Source organism: Nocardia sp. CA-145437, from assembly GCF_050956485.1.
Lineage (GTDB): Bacteria > Actinomycetota > Actinomycetes > Mycobacteriales > Mycobacteriaceae > Nocardia.
On the sequence record NZ_CP191204.1, the window covers coordinates 3,255,127 to 3,272,184 of the forward strand.

Sequence of the window (17,058 nt, forward strand, 5' to 3'; positions counted from 1 at the left end):
TACAGCAATTCGGCGCACTAGACGGTGACGGGCCGTAGCGCGTCCGGTGTCAGATCCTTCAGCGTCGGATACCCGTCCACCGCCATGATCAGATCCGCCTCCGCCAGCAGCGTGCGCAGCACGTGCACGATCCCGTCCGCCCCGCCCAATGCCAGCCCGTAGGCGTAGGGCCGTCCGATGCCGACCGCCGACGCGCCCAGCGCGAGCGCCTTGATGATGTCCGCGCCGGACCGCACCCCGGAGTCGAAGAGCACGGGCAGTCCGTCCGCGGCCGCCACCACGCCCGGCAGCATGTCCAGGGCCGGGAGCCCGCCATTGGCTTGGCGGCCACCGTGATTGGAGCAGTAGATGCCGTCCACGCCCAGATCCTTGGCGCGGCGGGCGTCATCGGGATGACCGATGCCCTTCACGATCAGCGGCAGCTTGGTCAGCGACCGCAGCCACGGCAGGTCGGCCCAGGTGAGCGGATTACCGAAGACCTGGATCCAGCGCAGGATCGCCGTCTGCGGATCCTCCTCCGGCGACTTGGCCAGGCTCGCCCGGAAGACCGGGTCGGTGAAGTAGTTGGCCAGGCAGTGCCCGCGCAGCTGCGGGAAGTTGCCGGTGGACAGGTCACGCGGCCGCCACCCGGTCACCCAGGTGTCGAGGGTGACGACGATGCCCTGGAATCCGGCCTTCTCGGCGCGCTCGACGAGGCTCGCGGCCAGGTCACGATCGGTGGGGGTGTAGAGCTGGAAGAAGCCGGGGGTGTCACCGAATTCGGCGGCGACATCCTCCATCGGATCCACCGTCAGCGTGGACGCCACCATCGGCACCCCGGTGCGCGCCGCCGCTCGCGCGGTCGCCAGGTCCCCGTGCCCGTCCTGCGCGCACAGCCCGATCACCCCGACCGGCGCCATGAACACCGGTGCGGCCCAGGTGCTCCCGAACAACTCGACGGACAGGTCGCGCTCCTTCGCGCCGACGAACATGCGCGGCATCAGCCCCCAGCGATCGAACGCCGCCACATTGGCATTCTGGGTCCGCTCGTCGCCCGCGCCGCCCGCCACGTACGAGTACACCGACGGCGGCATCGCCGCCCGCGCCCGCTCGGCCAGATCCGCGTAGCTCACCGGCATCGCCGGCACCACCCCGCGCAACCCGTTGAAGTAGATCTCGTTCTGAAAATCACCGAATGCCACGCGCAACCTCCTTGTTCACGCACCCGCCGCCGGAGCGCCCTGTCATTCTGCCAGCAGACCCTACCGGTGGGTAAGAAGTTGGGTGGCGGGACCTGCCGCACCCCGCGTGGTCTCTCGACCAGCGGCAGGTCCCGCCGGCGCTCGGCGCGGAAACCGGAGCTCAGCGCACCGGCGGATTCCAGCGCGCGGCCGGGGCGAACACCCCGGCCGGGTCGTAGCGGCGGCGCGCGTCGACGAGGCGTGCGCGCTGCGGCTCGGTCCAGGCCGCCAGGGTCTCCGACGACCCGCCGAGCGGATTCAGGCCGAAGTTCGGCGTGGCGGCGTCCAGACTCCACCGGTCCATCGCGGCTGCCACCTGGTCGAGCGCGGCCGGAACCACTTCGGCGACCGGCGGGGCGAGCACGCCGACCGCGAAGACCTGGAACGCCGCGTGGCGACCCGCGATCGTAGTGTGCGACTGCGACTCTCGCGCGATCGCTCCGCCGAACACCCGGATCTCGGCCATGCCGATCGGGGCCCCCACGACCGCCCCGAGCAGGGCGTCGAGCGCCGCGTCCGGCAATTCCCGCAGCAAGGTCCCCCGATCCAGCGCGGGCATCGGGTGGGTCGGATCATTGTGAATGGAAGCCAAAGCCGTGTAAGGCATTTCGGCGACGGTGTCCATCAAAGGCGCGGCCACCGGACGCAGCGGGGCCAGCAGCGCGGCCCCCTCGGCGGCGTCGCCGACATGGGCGTAGCGCAGGGTGAGCACGGTGGCCCCGCGCAGCGGTTCCGGAATCTCCAGCAGCGGCGGCAGATTCAGGATCGCGACCGAACTGGTCACCGTCTCCGGCGCCGCAGCCACCCAATTCCGCCACGCCCGCAGCACGACCGCCGCATCCTCGATGCGGTACGTGAGGCTACCGGCGTACAGCGTGTGAATCGGGAAGAGCCGGAACGTCATCTGGGTGACGATGCCGAAGGCCGCGCCCCCGCCCAGCAGGGCCCGGAACAGTTCGGGTTCGGAGTCGGGGGTGACGCGGCGCAGGGTCGCGTCGGCGGTCACCACCTCCATGGCGGTGACATGGTCGGCGGCGAAACCGTAGGTGCGCGCGATCGGGCCCAGACCGCCGCCGAGGGTGTACCCGACGACACCGACGCTGGTCGAGGACCCGGCGAGCCCGGCCAGCCCGAACGGGGCGGCGGCGTCGAGGACCTGCTGCCAGCGCACACCCGCGCCCACGGTCGCCGTCCGCTGATCACGGTCGATCGAGACCGCGTCCAGCAGGGTGGTGTCGATGAGGATGCTGTCGGCGGGTGTCGGCAGCACCCCGTGCCCGGTGGCCCGCACCGCGACGGTGTACCCCGTCTCGACGGCGACGCGGACGGTGGCCGCCACGTCGGCGGCGCTGCTGGCCACCACGACGGCCGCGGCCGCGTGCTCGATCGCCGCATTGAATCCGGCCGCCGAGCGCTGATACCCTTCCTCGCCGGGGGTGTGGACGGCACCGGCGACGGCGGCGCGCAGGCGTTCGACGACGGTGGCGGCCGGAATCGGATGTCGGTCGAGGCCGGCCGGCGCGGCCGGATCGAAGACGCTGGACATGGGGCTCCTGAAAGTCGATGGTGCTGATCGACATCCAGGAGACCGCACGACGCTTATCGCGAACTTAGCTGCCGCCCAGCATCACCGGCGGTCCCGGAGGCGAGGGCGCTGACCAGCGCGTTCACGTCGGCGCGAGTCAATATCGCGCCCGCCGCCACACCCGCCTCGAACTCGGCCTCCGACAGCGCCGACCGAACCTCGGTGGCCTCGCGGACCGCATCGACCGGATCCATCACCTCCGGCAGGAATCCGATCCGGCCACCCAGGGCGCGGACCGCCCCGAGCATCCGGGCGCCGTCCGCGGGACGGCCGCTGCGCGCCGCGAGCGCCGCGGCCAGCTGCACCATCACCAGCCACGACGTCACGTCCCCGTCCAGTTCCAGCGCGGTCTGCATGGTGCGCAACGCGGTCCGCGCGTCGGCGATGTCACCGGCGTCCAATGCGCAGCGGGCCAGCGTCCACGACGCGGAAGCCCCCGACCAGCGATGCCCGCAGCGCTCGGCGACCGCCACGGCCTCCCGCAGCGCTGCCCGAGCCTCCTCGGGACGATCGGTGAACCGCAGGATCATGCCCTCGATCATCAAGGCCTCCGCCAACTGCCATGGTCTGCCGTCCGCGCGGGTGGCGGTGACAGCGGCCGCGGCGGTGACGGCCGCCTCGGGTGTGGGCTCGGCGATCGCGCGCATGTAGGTGGTCCACGACCGCATCCAGGCGGCGGTGTCGAGATCGCCCGCGGCTGCCGCCACCCGCTCGGCCCGTGTGGTGGCCGCCGCGCCCCGGAGCGGATCACCGGAAAGATAGTGCAGCCCGCCCAATCCGCCGAGCGCCAAGGACAGGGTCCCGGGTTCGACCCCGTGCCCGGGCGCTGCGGTCGCGTCGAGGGCGCTGCTGATGGCCGCGATGCCCTCCGCGATGAACCCGCGCCGGTACCAGAACCAGTGCAGGGCCGCGGCCAGCCGCAGCACGTACCCGGGGTCGCCGGCCGCGACAGCGGATGCGATGGCGGCACGATGCTCGGCGACATCGGCGCCGAGCGCGTCCATCAGCTCCGCCGAGCGGGCGTCCCGCAGATGGACCGCGGCGGCCTCCGCCCGGTCCAGCACGCAGCGGCGGTGCGCCGCGCGCACCCGCTCCAGCTCGTCGGCTTCGCAACGGGCGAGCGCGAATTCGCGGATGCTCTGCAACATCCGGTAGCGGCGCGGCGACGACGCGGGCTGCACCCGCAGCAGCGACCGGCGCACCAGACCGGTCAGCGGTTCCAGCACGGCCATCGAGTTCGCGACACCGTGTACCGCTGCGGCGGCGTCGATATCGAAGCTCCCCGCGAAGACCGCGACGTCGCGCAGCAGCCGCGCTTCGGTGGGGTCGAGCAGCCGGTAGCTCCAGTCGATGGCGTCCGAGAGGCGGCGCTGTCGCACGGGTGCGGTGCGAGCGCCTCCGGCCAGCAGCGTGAACCGGTCGGCCAGACCATCGGCGATCTGCTGCTCGGACAGCACCCGCAATTGCGCGGCGGCCAATTCCACCGCGAGGGGGATGCCGTCCAGGTCGGCGCAGATCCGCCGGACCGGTTCGCGCACCGACTCGTTCAATGACCAGCCGGCCACCACGCCCGCGGCCCGCGCGGCGAACAGCTCGACGGCATCGGACTCATCGAGCGGCGGTACCTCGACGACGTGCTCGCCGTCGACCGCGAGCGGCTCGCGGCTGGTGGCGAGGACCCGCAGGCCGGGGCATCGGATCAGCAGGGTGTGCACCATGTGGGCGACCCCGTCGAGGACGTGTTCGCAATTGTCCAGCAGCAGTGTGCCTTCCCGGTTCGCGACGATGTCGGCGAGGCGATCGGGTGTGCTCGCGCCGAGGACCTGCAGTGACTCGGCGATCGTGCCGGCGACCAGGTCATCGGATTCGACCGGGGCCAGATCGACCCACCACGGCTCGTCCTCGGAGCCCGTGACCCGGGGCAGCCTCCGGCAGGTCTCGACCGCCAGCCGAGTCTTGCCGACGCCGCCCGTGCCGACCAGGGTCACCAGGCGGGCCGCGCCGACCGCGCGGCCGATATCGTCGAGTTCGGCCGTGCGGCCGACCAATTGGGTCCGCGGCACCGGCATGGGACAGGCCGCCGCGGTCTCGGGCACGGTGACGACAACCCGGGCGGGGGCCTCCGATCCGCGCAGCAGCTCCTCGTCATGGCGCAGGATGGCGGTCTCGAGCTCACGTAGCCGGAGCCCGGGTTCGATACCCAGCTCGGTGTCGAGCCGGTCGCGGATATCCCGCAGTGCCGCCAGCGCGTCGGATTGGCGTCCGGCCCGGTAGCGGGCCAGCGCCGTCAACTCCCAGACACGTTCGTCGAGCGGATGCGCGACCGCCAAGGCCTCCGCGTCGAGCAGCGCGGCTTCGGCGCGGCCCGTCTCGAGCCGCAACTCCACCAGCGCTTTTCGCGCCCGGAGCTCGAGCGCGGTGAGACGTGCGATCTCCGGCCGCACGAAGTCGGCGTCGGCGATATCCGCGTACGGCGCGCCGCGCCACTCGTCGAGCGCAGCCTCGTACGCCCGCAGCGCTGTAGCGGAATCACCTGTGGCGCACGCTGCTTCGGCCGTCGCGAGGTGCCCGGTGAAGCGATGCGCGTCGATTCGGTCGGCGGCCAGATCCAACTGATAGCTGGTGGCGGACCGGACGATCACGCCCGCCGCGCCGCGTCGGCGGTCGGGCTCGAGTCGATCGCGCAGCTTCGAGATCCCGAAATGCAGTGATCCCACCGACGGTTCCACGGCGTCGTGCCACACCTGCTCGAGCAGCCGATCCGCCGACACCTCCCGCGGGAACGCCGCGATCAATGCCGCCAGCAAACTCCGCTGCCGCAGCCCGCCCAGATCGACCGGCCGTCCCTCGACCGTGGCCGCCAGCCCGCCCAGGACGTGCAAACGCACCCGCGGCCGCGCACCGATCTCCTCGCCGTCACCCGGTAGATCACCCACGAATCACCTCACTAGCTCTCACTCGGCAATCTATCGCTGTGAGAACCGTGAAACGTATCAGCGTGCCGCGCCTAGCCGTCGGCTTCCGGTGCCGGATAGCCGATCAGCCCCCGGGCATGGCCGAGCGCGTGGCGTCCGGCGATCATGCCGGGGGACAGCGATTGCCGGGCGATCGCGCCGCCGAGGGCCCGGATCTCGGCGAAGGTGATCGGCTGCCCGGCCGCGGCCGCCAGCAGCGCGTCGATGGCCGGGACGGGCATCGGATGGTCCGGGTCATGGTGGATGCAGGTGGTGTCCAGCACTGGTGTGGCCACCTGCCGCAGCGGCGCGAGCAACTCGGCGCCCCGGGCCGGATCTCCCGAGTGGGCGTAGCGCAGGTGCAGGACCGTGGCCCCGTGCAGCGATGCGGGGAGGACGGGGACGGCGGGCAGGTTCAGCACCGCGACGGAACTGGTGACGCAGTCCGGCGCTGTCGCCAGCCAGCCCCGCCAGGCCCGCAGTACGGTTCCCGAGTCCTCGACGCGATAGGTGAGACCACCCGCGTACAGGGCGCCGGATCTGGTCGAGACCAGGACGGCGGGAACGGCATCCGCGGCCGGGTGCCGGTAGGCGTCGGCTCCCGGCGTCGGCACCGCGCCTGCGACCGCCGCCCGCACTCGCTCGGCGACCCGATAGGCCGGAAGCGGACGCGCACCGGTGGGCGCGGGCGGATCGCAGACGCTGGACATGAAGCTCCTGTCACTCGACGGGGTCGTTGACGTCCAGCAGAGTGCCTGCCTCTTAGCGCGAACTTAGCGCCCTGCCCGGCAGCCTCGCGGGCTCGCCGAGAATAGAGCTGACCAGCACATTCACCTCGTCGCGGGACATCGTCGCGCCCGCCGTCAAGCTCGCCTCGAATGTCGCTGGGGGCAGCGCGTTCTCGACGGCGGCGGCCTCACGAGCCGCGTCGATCGGGTCCATCACCTCCGGCTGGAATCCGATCCGGACGCCCAGGGCACGGACCGCGCCGAGCAGGCGGGCCCCGTCGGTGGGCCGGTCGGTGCGCATCGCCAGGGCCGCGGCCAGGTGAGCCATCACCAGCCACGAGGTGACGTCGCCGTCGAGCTCGACCGCGGTGTGCATGGTGCGCAGGGCGGTTCGGGCTTCGGCGTGGTCGTCGGCCTCGAGGGCGCAGCGGGTCAGGGTCCAGGAGGCCGAGGCGACGGTGAGGCGGTGGCCGCAGCGTTCGGCGACCGCGATCGCCTCGGTCAGGGCGGCGCGCGCCGCGGCGGGCCGATTCGCGTAGCGCAGGATTCGGCCCTGCACCATGAGCGCGTCGGCCAGCTGCCAGGGGCGGCCGTCGCGGCGGGCCGAGGCGACGGCCACGGCGGCGTCCGCGGCCGTGTCGCGGGTGGGGTCGGCGACCGCGCGCAGATAGGTGGTCCAGGTGCGCATCCAGGTGGCCGTGTCGCGATCGCCTTCGGCGTTCGCGAGGGAGGCGGCGCGCTCCGCCATCGCCACGCCGCGCACCGGATCGCCGGAAAGATAATGCAGCCCACCCAGTCCGCCCAGGGCGAGGGACAGGGTCGCGGCGTCCACGCCGTGGTCGGGTGCTTCGCTCGAGGCGAGCGCCGTCGTGATGGCCGGGATGGCCTCCTCGATGAATCCGCGCCGGTACCAGAACCAGTACAGCGCCGCCGCCAGCCGCAGCACGTACGCGGGGTCGCCGGCGGCGAAGGCGGAGGCGATGGCGGCGCGGTGTTCGGCGACATCGCGGTTGAGCGTGTCCATCGACTGCGCCGATCTGGCGTCGCGCAGATGCGCGGCCGCGGCCTGCGCCCGCTCCAGCACGCACTGCCGGTGCGCGGCCCGGGCCCGCTCGAGCTCCTCGGCTTCGCAACGGGTGAGCGCGAATTCGCGAATCGTCTGCAGCAGCCGGTACCGGCGCGGTGACGAGGCGGGCTGGACCCGCAGCAGGGATCGCCGAACCAGACCGGTCAGCGGGGCCAGGACGGCCATCGACGAGCTCGCCCCGTGGACGGCGGCGGCCGCGTCGATGTCGAAACTTCCGGCGAAGACCGAGATATCGCGCAACAGCCGCGCTTCGGCGGGATCGAGCAGCCGGTAACTCCAGTCGATGGTGTCGGCCAGGCGGCGCTGCCGCACGGGCGCGGTGCGTGAACCTCCCTCGAGCAGGGTGAACCGGTCGGCCAGACCGTCGGCGATCTGCTGCTCGGACAGCACCCGCAGCTGGGCCGCGGCCAACTCCACGGCGAGCGGGATGCCGTCGAGGTCGGCACAGATACGCCGAACCGGTTCGCGCACACGGTCTTCGAGGCTCCAGCCCTCGACCATGCCCGCGGCCCGCGCGGCGAACAACAGCACCGCCTCGGACTCGTCCAGCGTCGGAACGTCGATGACGCGCTCGCCGTCGAGGGCGAGCGGTTCACGGCTGGTGGCGATGATGCGGACCCGCGGGCAGCGGGTCAGCAGGACATTCACCACCTCGGCGACCCCATCGAGGACGTGTTCGCAATTGTCCAGCAGCACCGTGCATTCCTGCGTCGCGACAATGTCGGCGAGCCGCGCGGGGGTGCTCGCGCCCCGCACCTGCATGGCCGCGGCCACGGTGGCGGCGACCAGTTCATCGGATTCGACGGGAGCCAGATCGACCCACCACAGCTGATCCCCGGTGGCCGGGTTCCTCGGCAGGCGGCGGCAGGTCTCGACCGCCAGCCGGGTCTTGCCGACCCCGCCGGTACCGACCAGGGTCACCAGTCGGCTCTCGCGCACCGCGCGATGGATCTCGTCGAGTTCGTCCGCACGCCCGATCAATTGGGTCCGAGGAACCGGCATCGGGCAGGTCGCCGCGATCAACGGGGTGACGGCATGGACCGCGGCCGCCGACCCGGGCAGCAGATCCTCGTCATGGCGCAGGATCGCGGTCTCCAGCTCGCGCAACCCGACTCCCGGCTCGATGCCGAGTTCGGTGTCGAGCAGCCGCCGCACATCCCGCAATGCCGCCAGCGCCTCGGACTGCCTCCCGGCCCGGTAGCGCGCCAGCGCCGCGAGCTCCCACACCCGTTCGTCGAGCGGATGCGCGGCCACCAGCGCCTCGGCGTCGGCGAGCGCGGCCTCGATCCGGCCGGCGCCGAGTCGCAACTCCACCAAGGCTTTCCGGGCCCGCAGTTCCAGCCCGGTCAGCCTCGCGATCTCCGGCCGCACGAAATCGGCGTCGGCGATATCGGCGTAGGGCGCGCCCGTCCACTCGCTCAGCGCCGTTTCGTAGGCGCTCAGCCCGGCCGCGGAATCCCCGGCCGCGCAGGCCGATTCGGCGGCGGCGAGCCGTCCGGCGAAGCGGTGCGCGTCGATCCGGTCCGCGTCCAGGGCCAGCTGGTACCGCGTCCCGGACCGCACGATCACCCTTTCGGCGCCGCGCCGCCGATCGGGTTCGAGCCGGTCGCGCAGCTTCGAGATCCCGAAATGCAGTGAGCTGACCGAAGGCTCGGCCGCATCGTGCCACACCTGTTCGAGCAGCCGGTCCGCGGACACTTCCCGCGGATAGGCCGCGATCAGGGCCGCGAGCAGACTCCGCTGCCGCAACCCGCCCAGGTCGACCGGCCGCCCCGAGACCGTCGCGGCCAGCCCACCCAGGACATTCACCAACACCTCCGGCCGAACGCCGACCCCCTCGGCGTCACTCGGCGGACCACCCACGAATCACCTCGCTACTACTCTCCCGCAATCTATCCCGCCGCCCGCGCGGCGGCGTGGACGGGCGTTCAGTAGTGGGCGTTGAGGTATTCCGCCGCGTGGGTCGTCCACAGCACGTTCGTGCCGGGCATGTTGTGGCCGGAGTACCGGACGTGCTCGCCGTCGGGCCACGGCGTCAGGTAGCCGAGCAGGCCGCGCATCGCGGTGGTGTAGCGGTCCAGATTGGCGACCGGATTCTGGAGCAGGAAGTTCAGCAGCTCGTGGAACAGCATCGGGGTGAGGTTGCCGATGCGCGCGCCCTCGACGAGGGAGAAGGGGGAGATGGCGGTGTCGATGGCGCGCAGCGGGGAGTCGCCGGGGGAGGAGGTGATGATGTCGTCGGGGTTGGCGTACTCGCGCACGTCCAGGCCCACCGGCCAGGAGCCGCGCTGCCCGTGCAGGCCGTAGGTGTGCGGCGGGCACAGGTCGCCGACCGACTGGCCCTTGCGGCGCATCGGGTTGGCGATGTTCACCGTGAACGCGATCTCGAGCGGCGACCCGTCCACATTGGTGTAGACACCCGCGCGCACACCCTGCAGGATCGTGCTGGCCACGATCCCGCCGAGCGAATAGCTCAGCAGGCCGCACACATTCGGCGAATCCTGGATGGCCTTGACCCCCGCCGCGACCCCGAGCCGCACCGAGGTGTTCAGCGAGGAGCCCCAGGTGCTGGGCACCGGGCCGATCTCGGCGGGCCAGTCCGGTTCGAACGTGCTGAACTTGCTCGGGTCCAGCAGCTTGGCGACATCGTGCAGCATGCCCGCCGGTGCCCCGTCCGAATTGCGCTGCTCCCCGGTGCCGCGCAGGGTGATGATGTCGATCATGGCCTTCCCCTCCATGCACCGAACCTTTCGGCGCGGATTCGACGATAGAAGCGTCCTACCAGCTAATCGCGAGTAGTCGGCTACCCGTTTACAGCGGTCGAGCCGATCAGGGCATGCGGGGACGCCGTGCGTCGGACGGGGGAGGCCAGGATGTCGGCGGAAACGACGAACGGCGGGCCCGGATCGATCGATCCGGGCCCGCCGTCGCGGGAACTAGCGCGGCAGGTCCGCCGCGGCGCTCTCGTCCAGCAGCCAGGTGGTGGACTCGGTGCCGATAGCACCCGCCGCCGGGATATCGAGCGGCGACGCCCCGTTGAGGGCGGCGGCCACCGCGGCCGCCTTCGCCTCACCGGACACGATCAGCATGACGTGGCGCGACTTGCGGATCGCGGGCAGCGTCAGCGTGATCCGCACGGCCGGCGGCTTGGGCGAATTGGTCTCCGCGACAACCAGCTCGTGTTCCTCGCGGGTGGCGTCGGTGTGCGGGAACAGCGAGTTGATGTGCCCTTCTCCGCCCATGCCGAGCAGGTGCAGGTCGAACGCGCCGTGCTCGGCCAGGTGCGCGTGCACGGTGGCCGAGTACTCGCCCGCGGCCTCCAGCGGGTCCGGATAGTCGCCGCTCGAGGTCTCGGTCGGGTGCACCCGGGACGGGTCGACCGGGACGTGGTCGAGCAGCGCGTGGCGGGCCTGGAGTTCGTTGCGCTCCGGGTCGCCCGTGGGCACGAAACGCTCGTCGCCCCAGAAGATGTCGAGCTTGGCCCAGTCGATGTCGCCGGGGGCCTTGCGCACCAGTTCCAGCAGCGCGATGCCGGTGCCGCCGCCGGTCAGGACCACCGAGGCGGAGCCGCGCAGCCGCTGCGCCTCCACCACCTGCGCGACGAAGCGGGCGGCCGCCGCCATCACCAGATCGTCGACGGTGGTGAAGGTTTCCGTGACGGCGGGCTTACTCATAGGTCACCCTTTCGATTCCGGTGAGGGCCTCGGCATAGATGTCGTCGGCGTCGAGGTGACGCAGTTCCTCGGCCAAGCAGTCCTTGGTCTCGCGGCGCGCCAGCGCGAAACGCTGGTCGGGTTCGCCGGTGCGGGACAGGGTCGCGGTGCGGCCGTGCTGCGGGCGGGAGATGGCGATCGACACCGAGGGCCGGTGCATCTCCACCTTCAGCTCGCCGGTGCGCCGCACCACCGGGCAGTCCAGCCGCGCGGCCAGCCAGCCCGCCAGCATGTCCAGCGCCGGTTCTTCCTTCAGGCCCGAAATCGTCACCGACTCAACGGTTTCGAACGGGGCCTCGTCGAGCGCCGCCGCCAGCAGCGCCCGCCAGTAGGTGACCCGGCTCCACGCCAGATCGGTGTCGCCGGTCGCGTAGGAGTGCCGGCGACCCTTGATGGTGGCCTGCGGATCGGCCGCGAAAGTCGCGTCGGTGATCCGGCGGGTAGCCAGGCGGCCCACCGAATCCCTGGACGGGAACTCCGGCGCGCCCCGCGGCCACCACGCCACCACGGGGGTGTCGGGCAGCAGGAACGGGATCACCACGCTGGCCTCGTGCGGCACCAGATCGCCCTGCAGCCGCAGCACGATCACCTCGGCCGCGCCCGCGTCGCCGCCCACGCGGATCTGCGCGTCCAGCCGCGTCTGGGCCATGCGGTCGCCGCGGGCCAGCACGATCACCCGGCACGGGTGTTCACGACTGGCGTCGTTGGCCGCGTCGATGGCGTCCTCGGCCTCGGAGCTGTCGAGGGTGCACACCACCAGGGTGAGCACCCGGCCCATGGTGACCACGCCATTGGATTCCCGCAGTTGCACAAGGCGTTTCGACACCTCGCGGGTATCGGTGTCGGGCATGTCGATGATCATCGGGCGGGCTCCTGGGTGGGTGTGGTCACGGCCGCCGCCATTCCCGCCCGCTGCGCGCGAGCATCTCGTCGGCGGATTCCGGACCCCAGCCGCCCGCCTCGTACGGGTCGGGTTTGCCGGTCGCGGCCCAGTGTTCGAGCGCGGGATCGAGGATGCGCCAGGACAATTCGACCTCCTCGTTGACTGGGAACAGCGACGGCACCCCGAGCAGCACGTCCAGGATGAGCCGCTCGTAGGCCTCGGGGGAGTCCTCGGTGAACGCCTCGCCGTAGCTGAAGTCCATGTTCACGTCGCGCACCTCCATGGACGACCCGGGCACCTTGGACCCGAATCGCATGGTGATGCCCTCGTCCGGCTGCACCCGGATGACCAGCGCGTTCTGTCCGAGTTCCTCGGTCATGGTCTGGTCGAAGGGCAGGTGCGGGGCGCGCTTGAACACCACCGCGATCTCGGTGACGCGCCGGCCCAGACGCTTGCCGGTGCGCAGGTAGAACGGCACGCCCGCCCAGCGGCGGGTCGCCACGGACAGGGTGATGGCGGCGTAGGTCTCGGTGCGGGAGTTGGGGTCGAAGCCCTCCTCCTGCAGCAGGCCCACCACCGGCTCACTGCCCTGCCAGCCCGCCGTGTACTGGCCGCGCGCGGTCGTCTCATCCAGCGGCGCAACGAGTTTCGTCGCCGAGAGCACCTTGATCTTCTCGATCTGCAACTGCTTGGGCTGGAAGCTCACCGGCTCTTCCATGGCCGTCAGCGCCAGCAGCTGCAGCAGGTGATTCTGGATGACGTCACGGGCCGCGCCGATGCCGTCGTAGTACCCCGCGCGACCACCCAGGCCGATGTCCTCGGCCATGGTGATCTGCACGTGGTCCACATAGTTGGCGTTCCAGATCGGATCCCACAGCTGGTTGGCGAAGCGCAGCGCCAGAATATTCTGGACCGTCTCCTTGCCCAGATAGTGGTCGATGCGGAACACCGACCGCTCCGGGAACACCGTGTTGACCAGCGCGTTGAGTTCCTGCGCGCTGTTCAGGTCGTGCCCGAACGGCTTCTCGATCACCACTCGCCGCCACGGATCCGGTTGCCCCGCGGGGGAATCGGTCGGCTTGGCCAGCCCGTTCTTGGACAGCTGTTCCAGCACGATGGGGAAGTCGCTGGGCGGGATCGACAGGTAGAAGGCGGTATTGCCGCCCGTCCCGCGATCCCGGTCCAGATCCTTGAGGGTGGTGGCCAGCTTGTGGAAGGCCGCGTCGTCCTCGAACGTGCCGCGGACGAAACGCAGACCCTCCTTGAGCTGCTGCCACACCTCCTCGCGGAAGGGGGTGCGCGCCGAGGACGACACGGACTCGTGAACCAGGTTCGCGAAGTCCTCGTCGGTCCAGTCCCGGCGCGCGAATCCGATCAGCGAGAAGCCCGGGGGCAGCAGCCCCCGGTTCGCCAGATCGTAGATGGCCGGCAGCACTTTGCGCCGCGACAGGTCACCGGTAACGCCGAATATCACCACGTTGCACGGTCCGGCGATGCGGGGCACCCGGCTGTCGCGATCATCGCGCAGCGGGTTGGGCATCGCGACCGTCGTCGCCGCGCGAGCCACGGTCAGTTGCCTCCCGCGACCTGCAGCTTTTCGGTGGTGGCGTCGAGCAGTTCCTGCCAGGAGGCGACGAACTTGTCGACGCCCTCGGTCTCGAGCACACCGAACACGTCGTCCAGGTCGATGCCCACCGCGACCAGCTGGTCGAAGACCGCCTGTGCCTGCTCCGCCTTGCCGACGGCCGCGTTCGGCACGATGACGCCGTGGTCGGCGACGGCCTCGAGGGTCTTCTCCGGCAGCGTGTTCACCGTGTCGGGGGCGACCAGCTCGGTCACGTACATGGTGTCGGAGTACTCGGGGTTCTTCACCCCGGTCGAGGCCCACAGCGCGCGCTGCTTGTTGCCGCCCTGCGACGACAGCTTGTTGAACACGTCGGTGTGCTTGCCGCCGTCGAAGATGTCCTGATAGGCGGCATAGGCCAAGTGCGCGTTGGCGATTCCGGCCTTGCCGCGCAGCGCCAGGGCCTCCGGGGTGCCGATGGCCTCGAGCCGCTTGTCGATCTCGGTGTCCACACGGGAGACGAAGAACGAGGCGACGGACTGGACCTTGGCGATGTCGTGTCCGGAGGTGGTGGCGTTGCGCAGACCGTCGAGGTAGGCGCCCATCACCGCGATGTAGCGCCGCACCGAGAAGATCAGCGTCACGTTCACGCTGATGCCCTCGGAGATGACCCGGGTGATGGCCGGCAGGCCGGCCTCGGTCGCCGGGATCTTGATGAACAGGTTGGGCCGGTCCACGATCTTCCACAGCTCGATGGCCTGGGCCACCGTGCCGTCGGTGTCGAAGGCCAGGCGCGGGTCGACCTCGATGGAGACGCGGCCGTCGACGCCCTTGGACGCGGCGAAGACGTCGGCGAACACGTCGCAGGCCGCGCGCACGTCATCGGTGGTGATGGTGCGGATGGCCGAGTCGACGTCCGCGCCGCGCGCGGCGAGCTCGGTGACCTGCTCGTCGTAGGCGTGGCCCTTCGACAGCGCGCCCTGGAAGATGGTCGGGTTGGTGGTGACACCGACGACATTGCGGGAGTCGATCAGGCCCTTCAGATTTCCGGACTTGATGCGATCGCGTGACAGGTCGTCCAGCCACACCGAAACCCCGGCGGCCGACAGGGCCGCGGTGTTCGTGTTCTGGGTCATGACAACTATCCCTTCACCTTGGCGAGCGAGCGGGTGGCAGCGGCGACCACGGCATCGGCGGTGATGCCGAACTCGCGGAACAGCGTCTTGAAGTCGGCCGAGGCACCGAAGTGCTCGATGGAGACGTTCTCACCGGCGTCGCCGGTGAAACGGTGCCACGGCATCGCGATGCCGGCCTCCACCGTGACGCGGGCCCGCACCGACGGCGGCAGCACCTCGTCGCGGTAGGACTGCTCCTGCGCGTCGAACCACTCCACACACGGCATGGACACCACGCGGGTGCCGATGCCCTGTGCCTCGAGCGTAGCGCGCGCGTCGACCGCGAGCTGCAGTTCCGAACCGGTGGCGATCAGGATTACCTGCGGTGTGCCGGTGGAGGATTCGGCCAGGATGTAGCCGCCCTTGCGGACGCCCTCGTAGCTGGTGCCCTCCTGGATCGGCAGGTCCTGACGGGTCAGCGCCAGCGCGGACGGGCCGTCCTGGTGCGGCGGCTCGGAGACCAGGAAGTGCGAATGCCGTTCGGCGCTATCGCGTTCCAGGATGGTGCGCCAGGCGTAGGTGGTCTCGTTGGCGTCGCCCGGGCGGACCACGTTCAGGCCGGGGATGGCGCGCAGCGCGGCCAGGTGCTCGATCGGCTGGTGGGTGGGGCCGTCCTCGCCCAGGCCGATGGAGTCGTGGGTCCACACGTAGGTGACCGGGGTGCGCATGAGTGCGCCCAGGCGCACCGCGGGACGCATGTAGTCGGAGAACACCAGGAAGGTGCCGCCGTACGGACGGGTCGGTCCGTGCAGGGCGATGCCGTTCAGGATCGAGCCCATGGCGTGCTCACGTACACCGAAGTGCAGGGTCCGGCCGTACGGGTTGGCCTTCCACGCGCCCGTGGAGATCGACTCCGGGCCGAAGGACGCCGCACCCGGCATGGTGGTGTTGTTGGACTCGGCGAGGTCGGCCGAACCGCCCCACAGCTCCGGCAGCACCGGGGCCAGCGCCGCGAGCACCGCGCCGGACGCCTTACGGGTCGCCATGGCCTTGCCCGGCTCGTGCACCGGCAGGGTCTCGGTCCAGCCCTCGGGCAGGCGACGCTCCTGCAGGCGGTCGAACAGCGCCTTGTTCTCCGGGTTCGCGGCGGCCCACGCCTCGAACTGCTCCTGCCAGGCCGCGCGGGCGGCCTTGCCGCGGTCGGCGACATTGCCGCGCGAGTGCGCGATCACGGCGGCGTCCACGTCGAAGCTCTTCTCCGGGTCGAAGCCCAGGATCTTCTTGGTGGCCGCGACCTCGTCGACGCCCAGCGCGGCGCCGTGCGAGGAACCGGTGTTCATCTTGTTCGGGGCCGGGAAGCCGATGATGGTGCGCAGCAGGATGATCGACGGCTTGTCGGTCACGGCCTGCGCGGCGGCGATGGCTTCCTCGATGGCGGTGACGTTCTCGCCGCCCTCGACGGTCTGCACGTGCCAGCCGTAGGCCGCGTAGCGCGCCGCGACGTCCTCGGTGAACGCGATACGGGTGTCGTCCTCGATGGAGATCCTGTTGTCGTCGTAGAAGACGACCAGATTGCCCAGCTGCTGGGTGCCCGCCAGCGAGGACGCCTCGGAGGTGACGCCCTCCTCCATGTCACCGTCGGAGGCGACGACATAGATGAAGTGATCGAACGCACTCTCGCCCTGCGCCGCTTCGGGATCGAACAGGCCGCGCTCACGCCGCGACGCCATCGCCATGCCCACCGCCGAGGCCAGGCCCTGGCCCAGCGGGCCGGTGGTGATCTCGACGTGGTCGGTGTGGCGGTACTCCGGGTGGCCCGGGGTCAGCGAGCCCCACTTGCGCAGGTGCTCGAGGTCGGTCAGCTCGAGACCCATGCCGGCCAGGTACAGCTGGATGTAGAGGGTGAGGCTGGAGTGGCCGCACGACAGAACGAAACGGTCGCGACCCACCCACGCCGGATCCGCCGGATCCAGGCGCATCACGCGCTGGAACAGGGTGTAGGCCAGCGGAGCGAGGCTCATCGCGGTGCCCGGGTGGCCGTTGCCGGCGTTCTGGACCGCGTCGGCGGCGAGGACCCGGGCCGTGTCGACGGCTCTGGTGTCCAGATCGGTCCAGTCGGTGGGGTGGTTCGGCTGAGTGAGCGCGCGGATGTCGTCTGTGACTGACACGACCGAGGTTCTCCTGACCATTCGTCAACGATGCGGTTGTG

The 17,058-nt window shown here is 70.9% G+C and carries 11 protein-coding genes; all 11 read right to left on the reverse strand.

Annotated elements, in window-relative coordinates:
- Nucleotides 1-17 precede the first annotated feature (17 nt).
- The 11 genes from ACQPYY_RS15135 to tkt all read right to left on the reverse strand — a co-directional run bounded on the left by ACQPYY_RS15135 (nt 18) and on the right by tkt (nt 17,017).
- Nucleotides 18-1,181: a lactate 2-monooxygenase gene (locus tag ACQPYY_RS15135; RefSeq protein ID WP_433594200.1), complete on the reverse strand. Its 1,164-nt coding sequence runs from the start codon at nt 1,179-1,181 to the stop codon at nt 18-20.
- Between the two features lie 160 nt (nt 1,182-1,341).
- Nucleotides 1,342-2,766 carry an FAD-binding oxidoreductase gene (locus ACQPYY_RS15140; RefSeq protein ID WP_433594201.1) on the reverse strand — a complete coding sequence of 475 codons (1,425 nt, stop codon included), beginning with the start codon at nt 2,764-2,766 and terminating at the stop codon, nt 1,342-1,344.
- A 53-nt stretch (nt 2,767-2,819) separates the two neighbouring features.
- Nucleotides 2,820-5,741, reverse strand: coding sequence for a BTAD domain-containing putative transcriptional regulator (locus ACQPYY_RS15145; protein WP_433594202.1), 2,922 nt, complete (start codon nt 5,739-5,741; stop codon nt 2,820-2,822).
- Between the two features lie 71 nt (nt 5,742-5,812).
- Complete coding sequence (locus ACQPYY_RS15150; protein WP_433594203.1) at nt 5,813-6,469, reverse strand: hypothetical protein; 657 nt, start codon at nt 6,467-6,469, stop codon at nt 5,813-5,815.
- Between the two features lie 52 nt (nt 6,470-6,521).
- Nucleotides 6,522-9,383, reverse strand: coding sequence for a BTAD domain-containing putative transcriptional regulator (locus ACQPYY_RS15155; protein ID WP_433594204.1), 2,862 nt, complete (start codon nt 9,381-9,383; stop codon nt 6,522-6,524).
- A 119-nt stretch (nt 9,384-9,502) separates the two neighbouring features.
- Entirely contained in the window at nt 9,503-10,312 is an 810-nt protein-coding gene (locus ACQPYY_RS15160; RefSeq protein WP_433594205.1) for a hypothetical protein, read from the reverse strand.
- Nucleotides 10,313-10,510: 198 nt separating this feature from the next.
- Nucleotides 10,511-11,248: a 6-phosphogluconolactonase gene (gene pgl, locus ACQPYY_RS15165; RefSeq protein ID WP_387308474.1), complete on the reverse strand. Its 738-nt coding sequence runs from the start codon at nt 11,246-11,248 to the stop codon at nt 10,511-10,513.
- Nucleotides 11,241-12,149, reverse strand: coding sequence for a glucose-6-phosphate dehydrogenase assembly protein OpcA (opcA, locus tag ACQPYY_RS15170; protein WP_433594206.1), 909 nt, complete (start codon nt 12,147-12,149; stop codon nt 11,241-11,243). The genes pgl and opcA overlap by 8 nt, the downstream gene beginning before the upstream one ends.
- A 25-nt stretch (nt 12,150-12,174) precedes the next feature.
- Nucleotides 12,175-13,710 (reverse strand): glucose-6-phosphate dehydrogenase, encoded by a 1,536-nt coding sequence (gene zwf / locus ACQPYY_RS15175; protein WP_433594657.1) that lies wholly within the window; start codon nt 13,708-13,710, stop codon nt 12,175-12,177.
- 29 nt (nt 13,711-13,739) lie between these two features.
- Entirely contained in the window at nt 13,740-14,870 is a 1,131-nt protein-coding gene (gene tal / locus ACQPYY_RS15180; protein WP_379098090.1) for a transaldolase, read from the reverse strand.
- Between the two features lie 5 nt (nt 14,871-14,875).
- Nucleotides 14,876-17,017 carry a transketolase gene (gene tkt, locus ACQPYY_RS15185; RefSeq protein WP_433594207.1) on the reverse strand — a complete coding sequence of 714 codons (2,142 nt, stop codon included), beginning with the start codon at nt 17,015-17,017 and terminating at the stop codon, nt 14,876-14,878.
- Nucleotides 17,018-17,058: the final 41 nt, after the last annotated feature.

What these genes read in the sequence shown, in the direction of transcription:
- ACQPYY_RS15140 (WP_433594201.1), bottom strand. Translation starts at nt 2,766, where the DNA reads ATGTCCAGCGTCTTCGATCCGGCCGCGCCGGCCGGCCTCGACCGACAT.
- ACQPYY_RS15150 (WP_433594203.1), bottom strand. Translation starts at nt 6,469, where the DNA reads ATGTCCAGCGTCTGCGATCCGCCCGCGCCCACCGGTGCGCGTCCGCTT.
- ACQPYY_RS15160 (WP_433594205.1), bottom strand. Translation starts at nt 10,312, where the DNA reads ATGGAGGGGAAGGCCATGATCGACATCATCACCCTGCGCGGCACCGGG.
- pgl (WP_387308474.1), bottom strand. Translation starts at nt 11,248, where the DNA reads ATGAGTAAGCCCGCCGTCACGGAAACCTTCACCACCGTCGACGATCTG.
- opcA (WP_433594206.1), bottom strand. Translation starts at nt 12,149, where the DNA reads ATGATCATCGACATGCCCGACACCGATACCCGCGAGGTGTCGAAACGC.
- zwf (WP_433594657.1), bottom strand. Translation starts at nt 13,710, where the DNA reads ATGCCCAACCCGCTGCGCGATGATCGCGACAGCCGGGTGCCCCGCATC.
- tal (WP_379098090.1), bottom strand. Translation starts at nt 14,870, where the DNA reads ATGACCCAGAACACGAACACCGCGGCCCTGTCGGCCGCCGGGGTTTCG.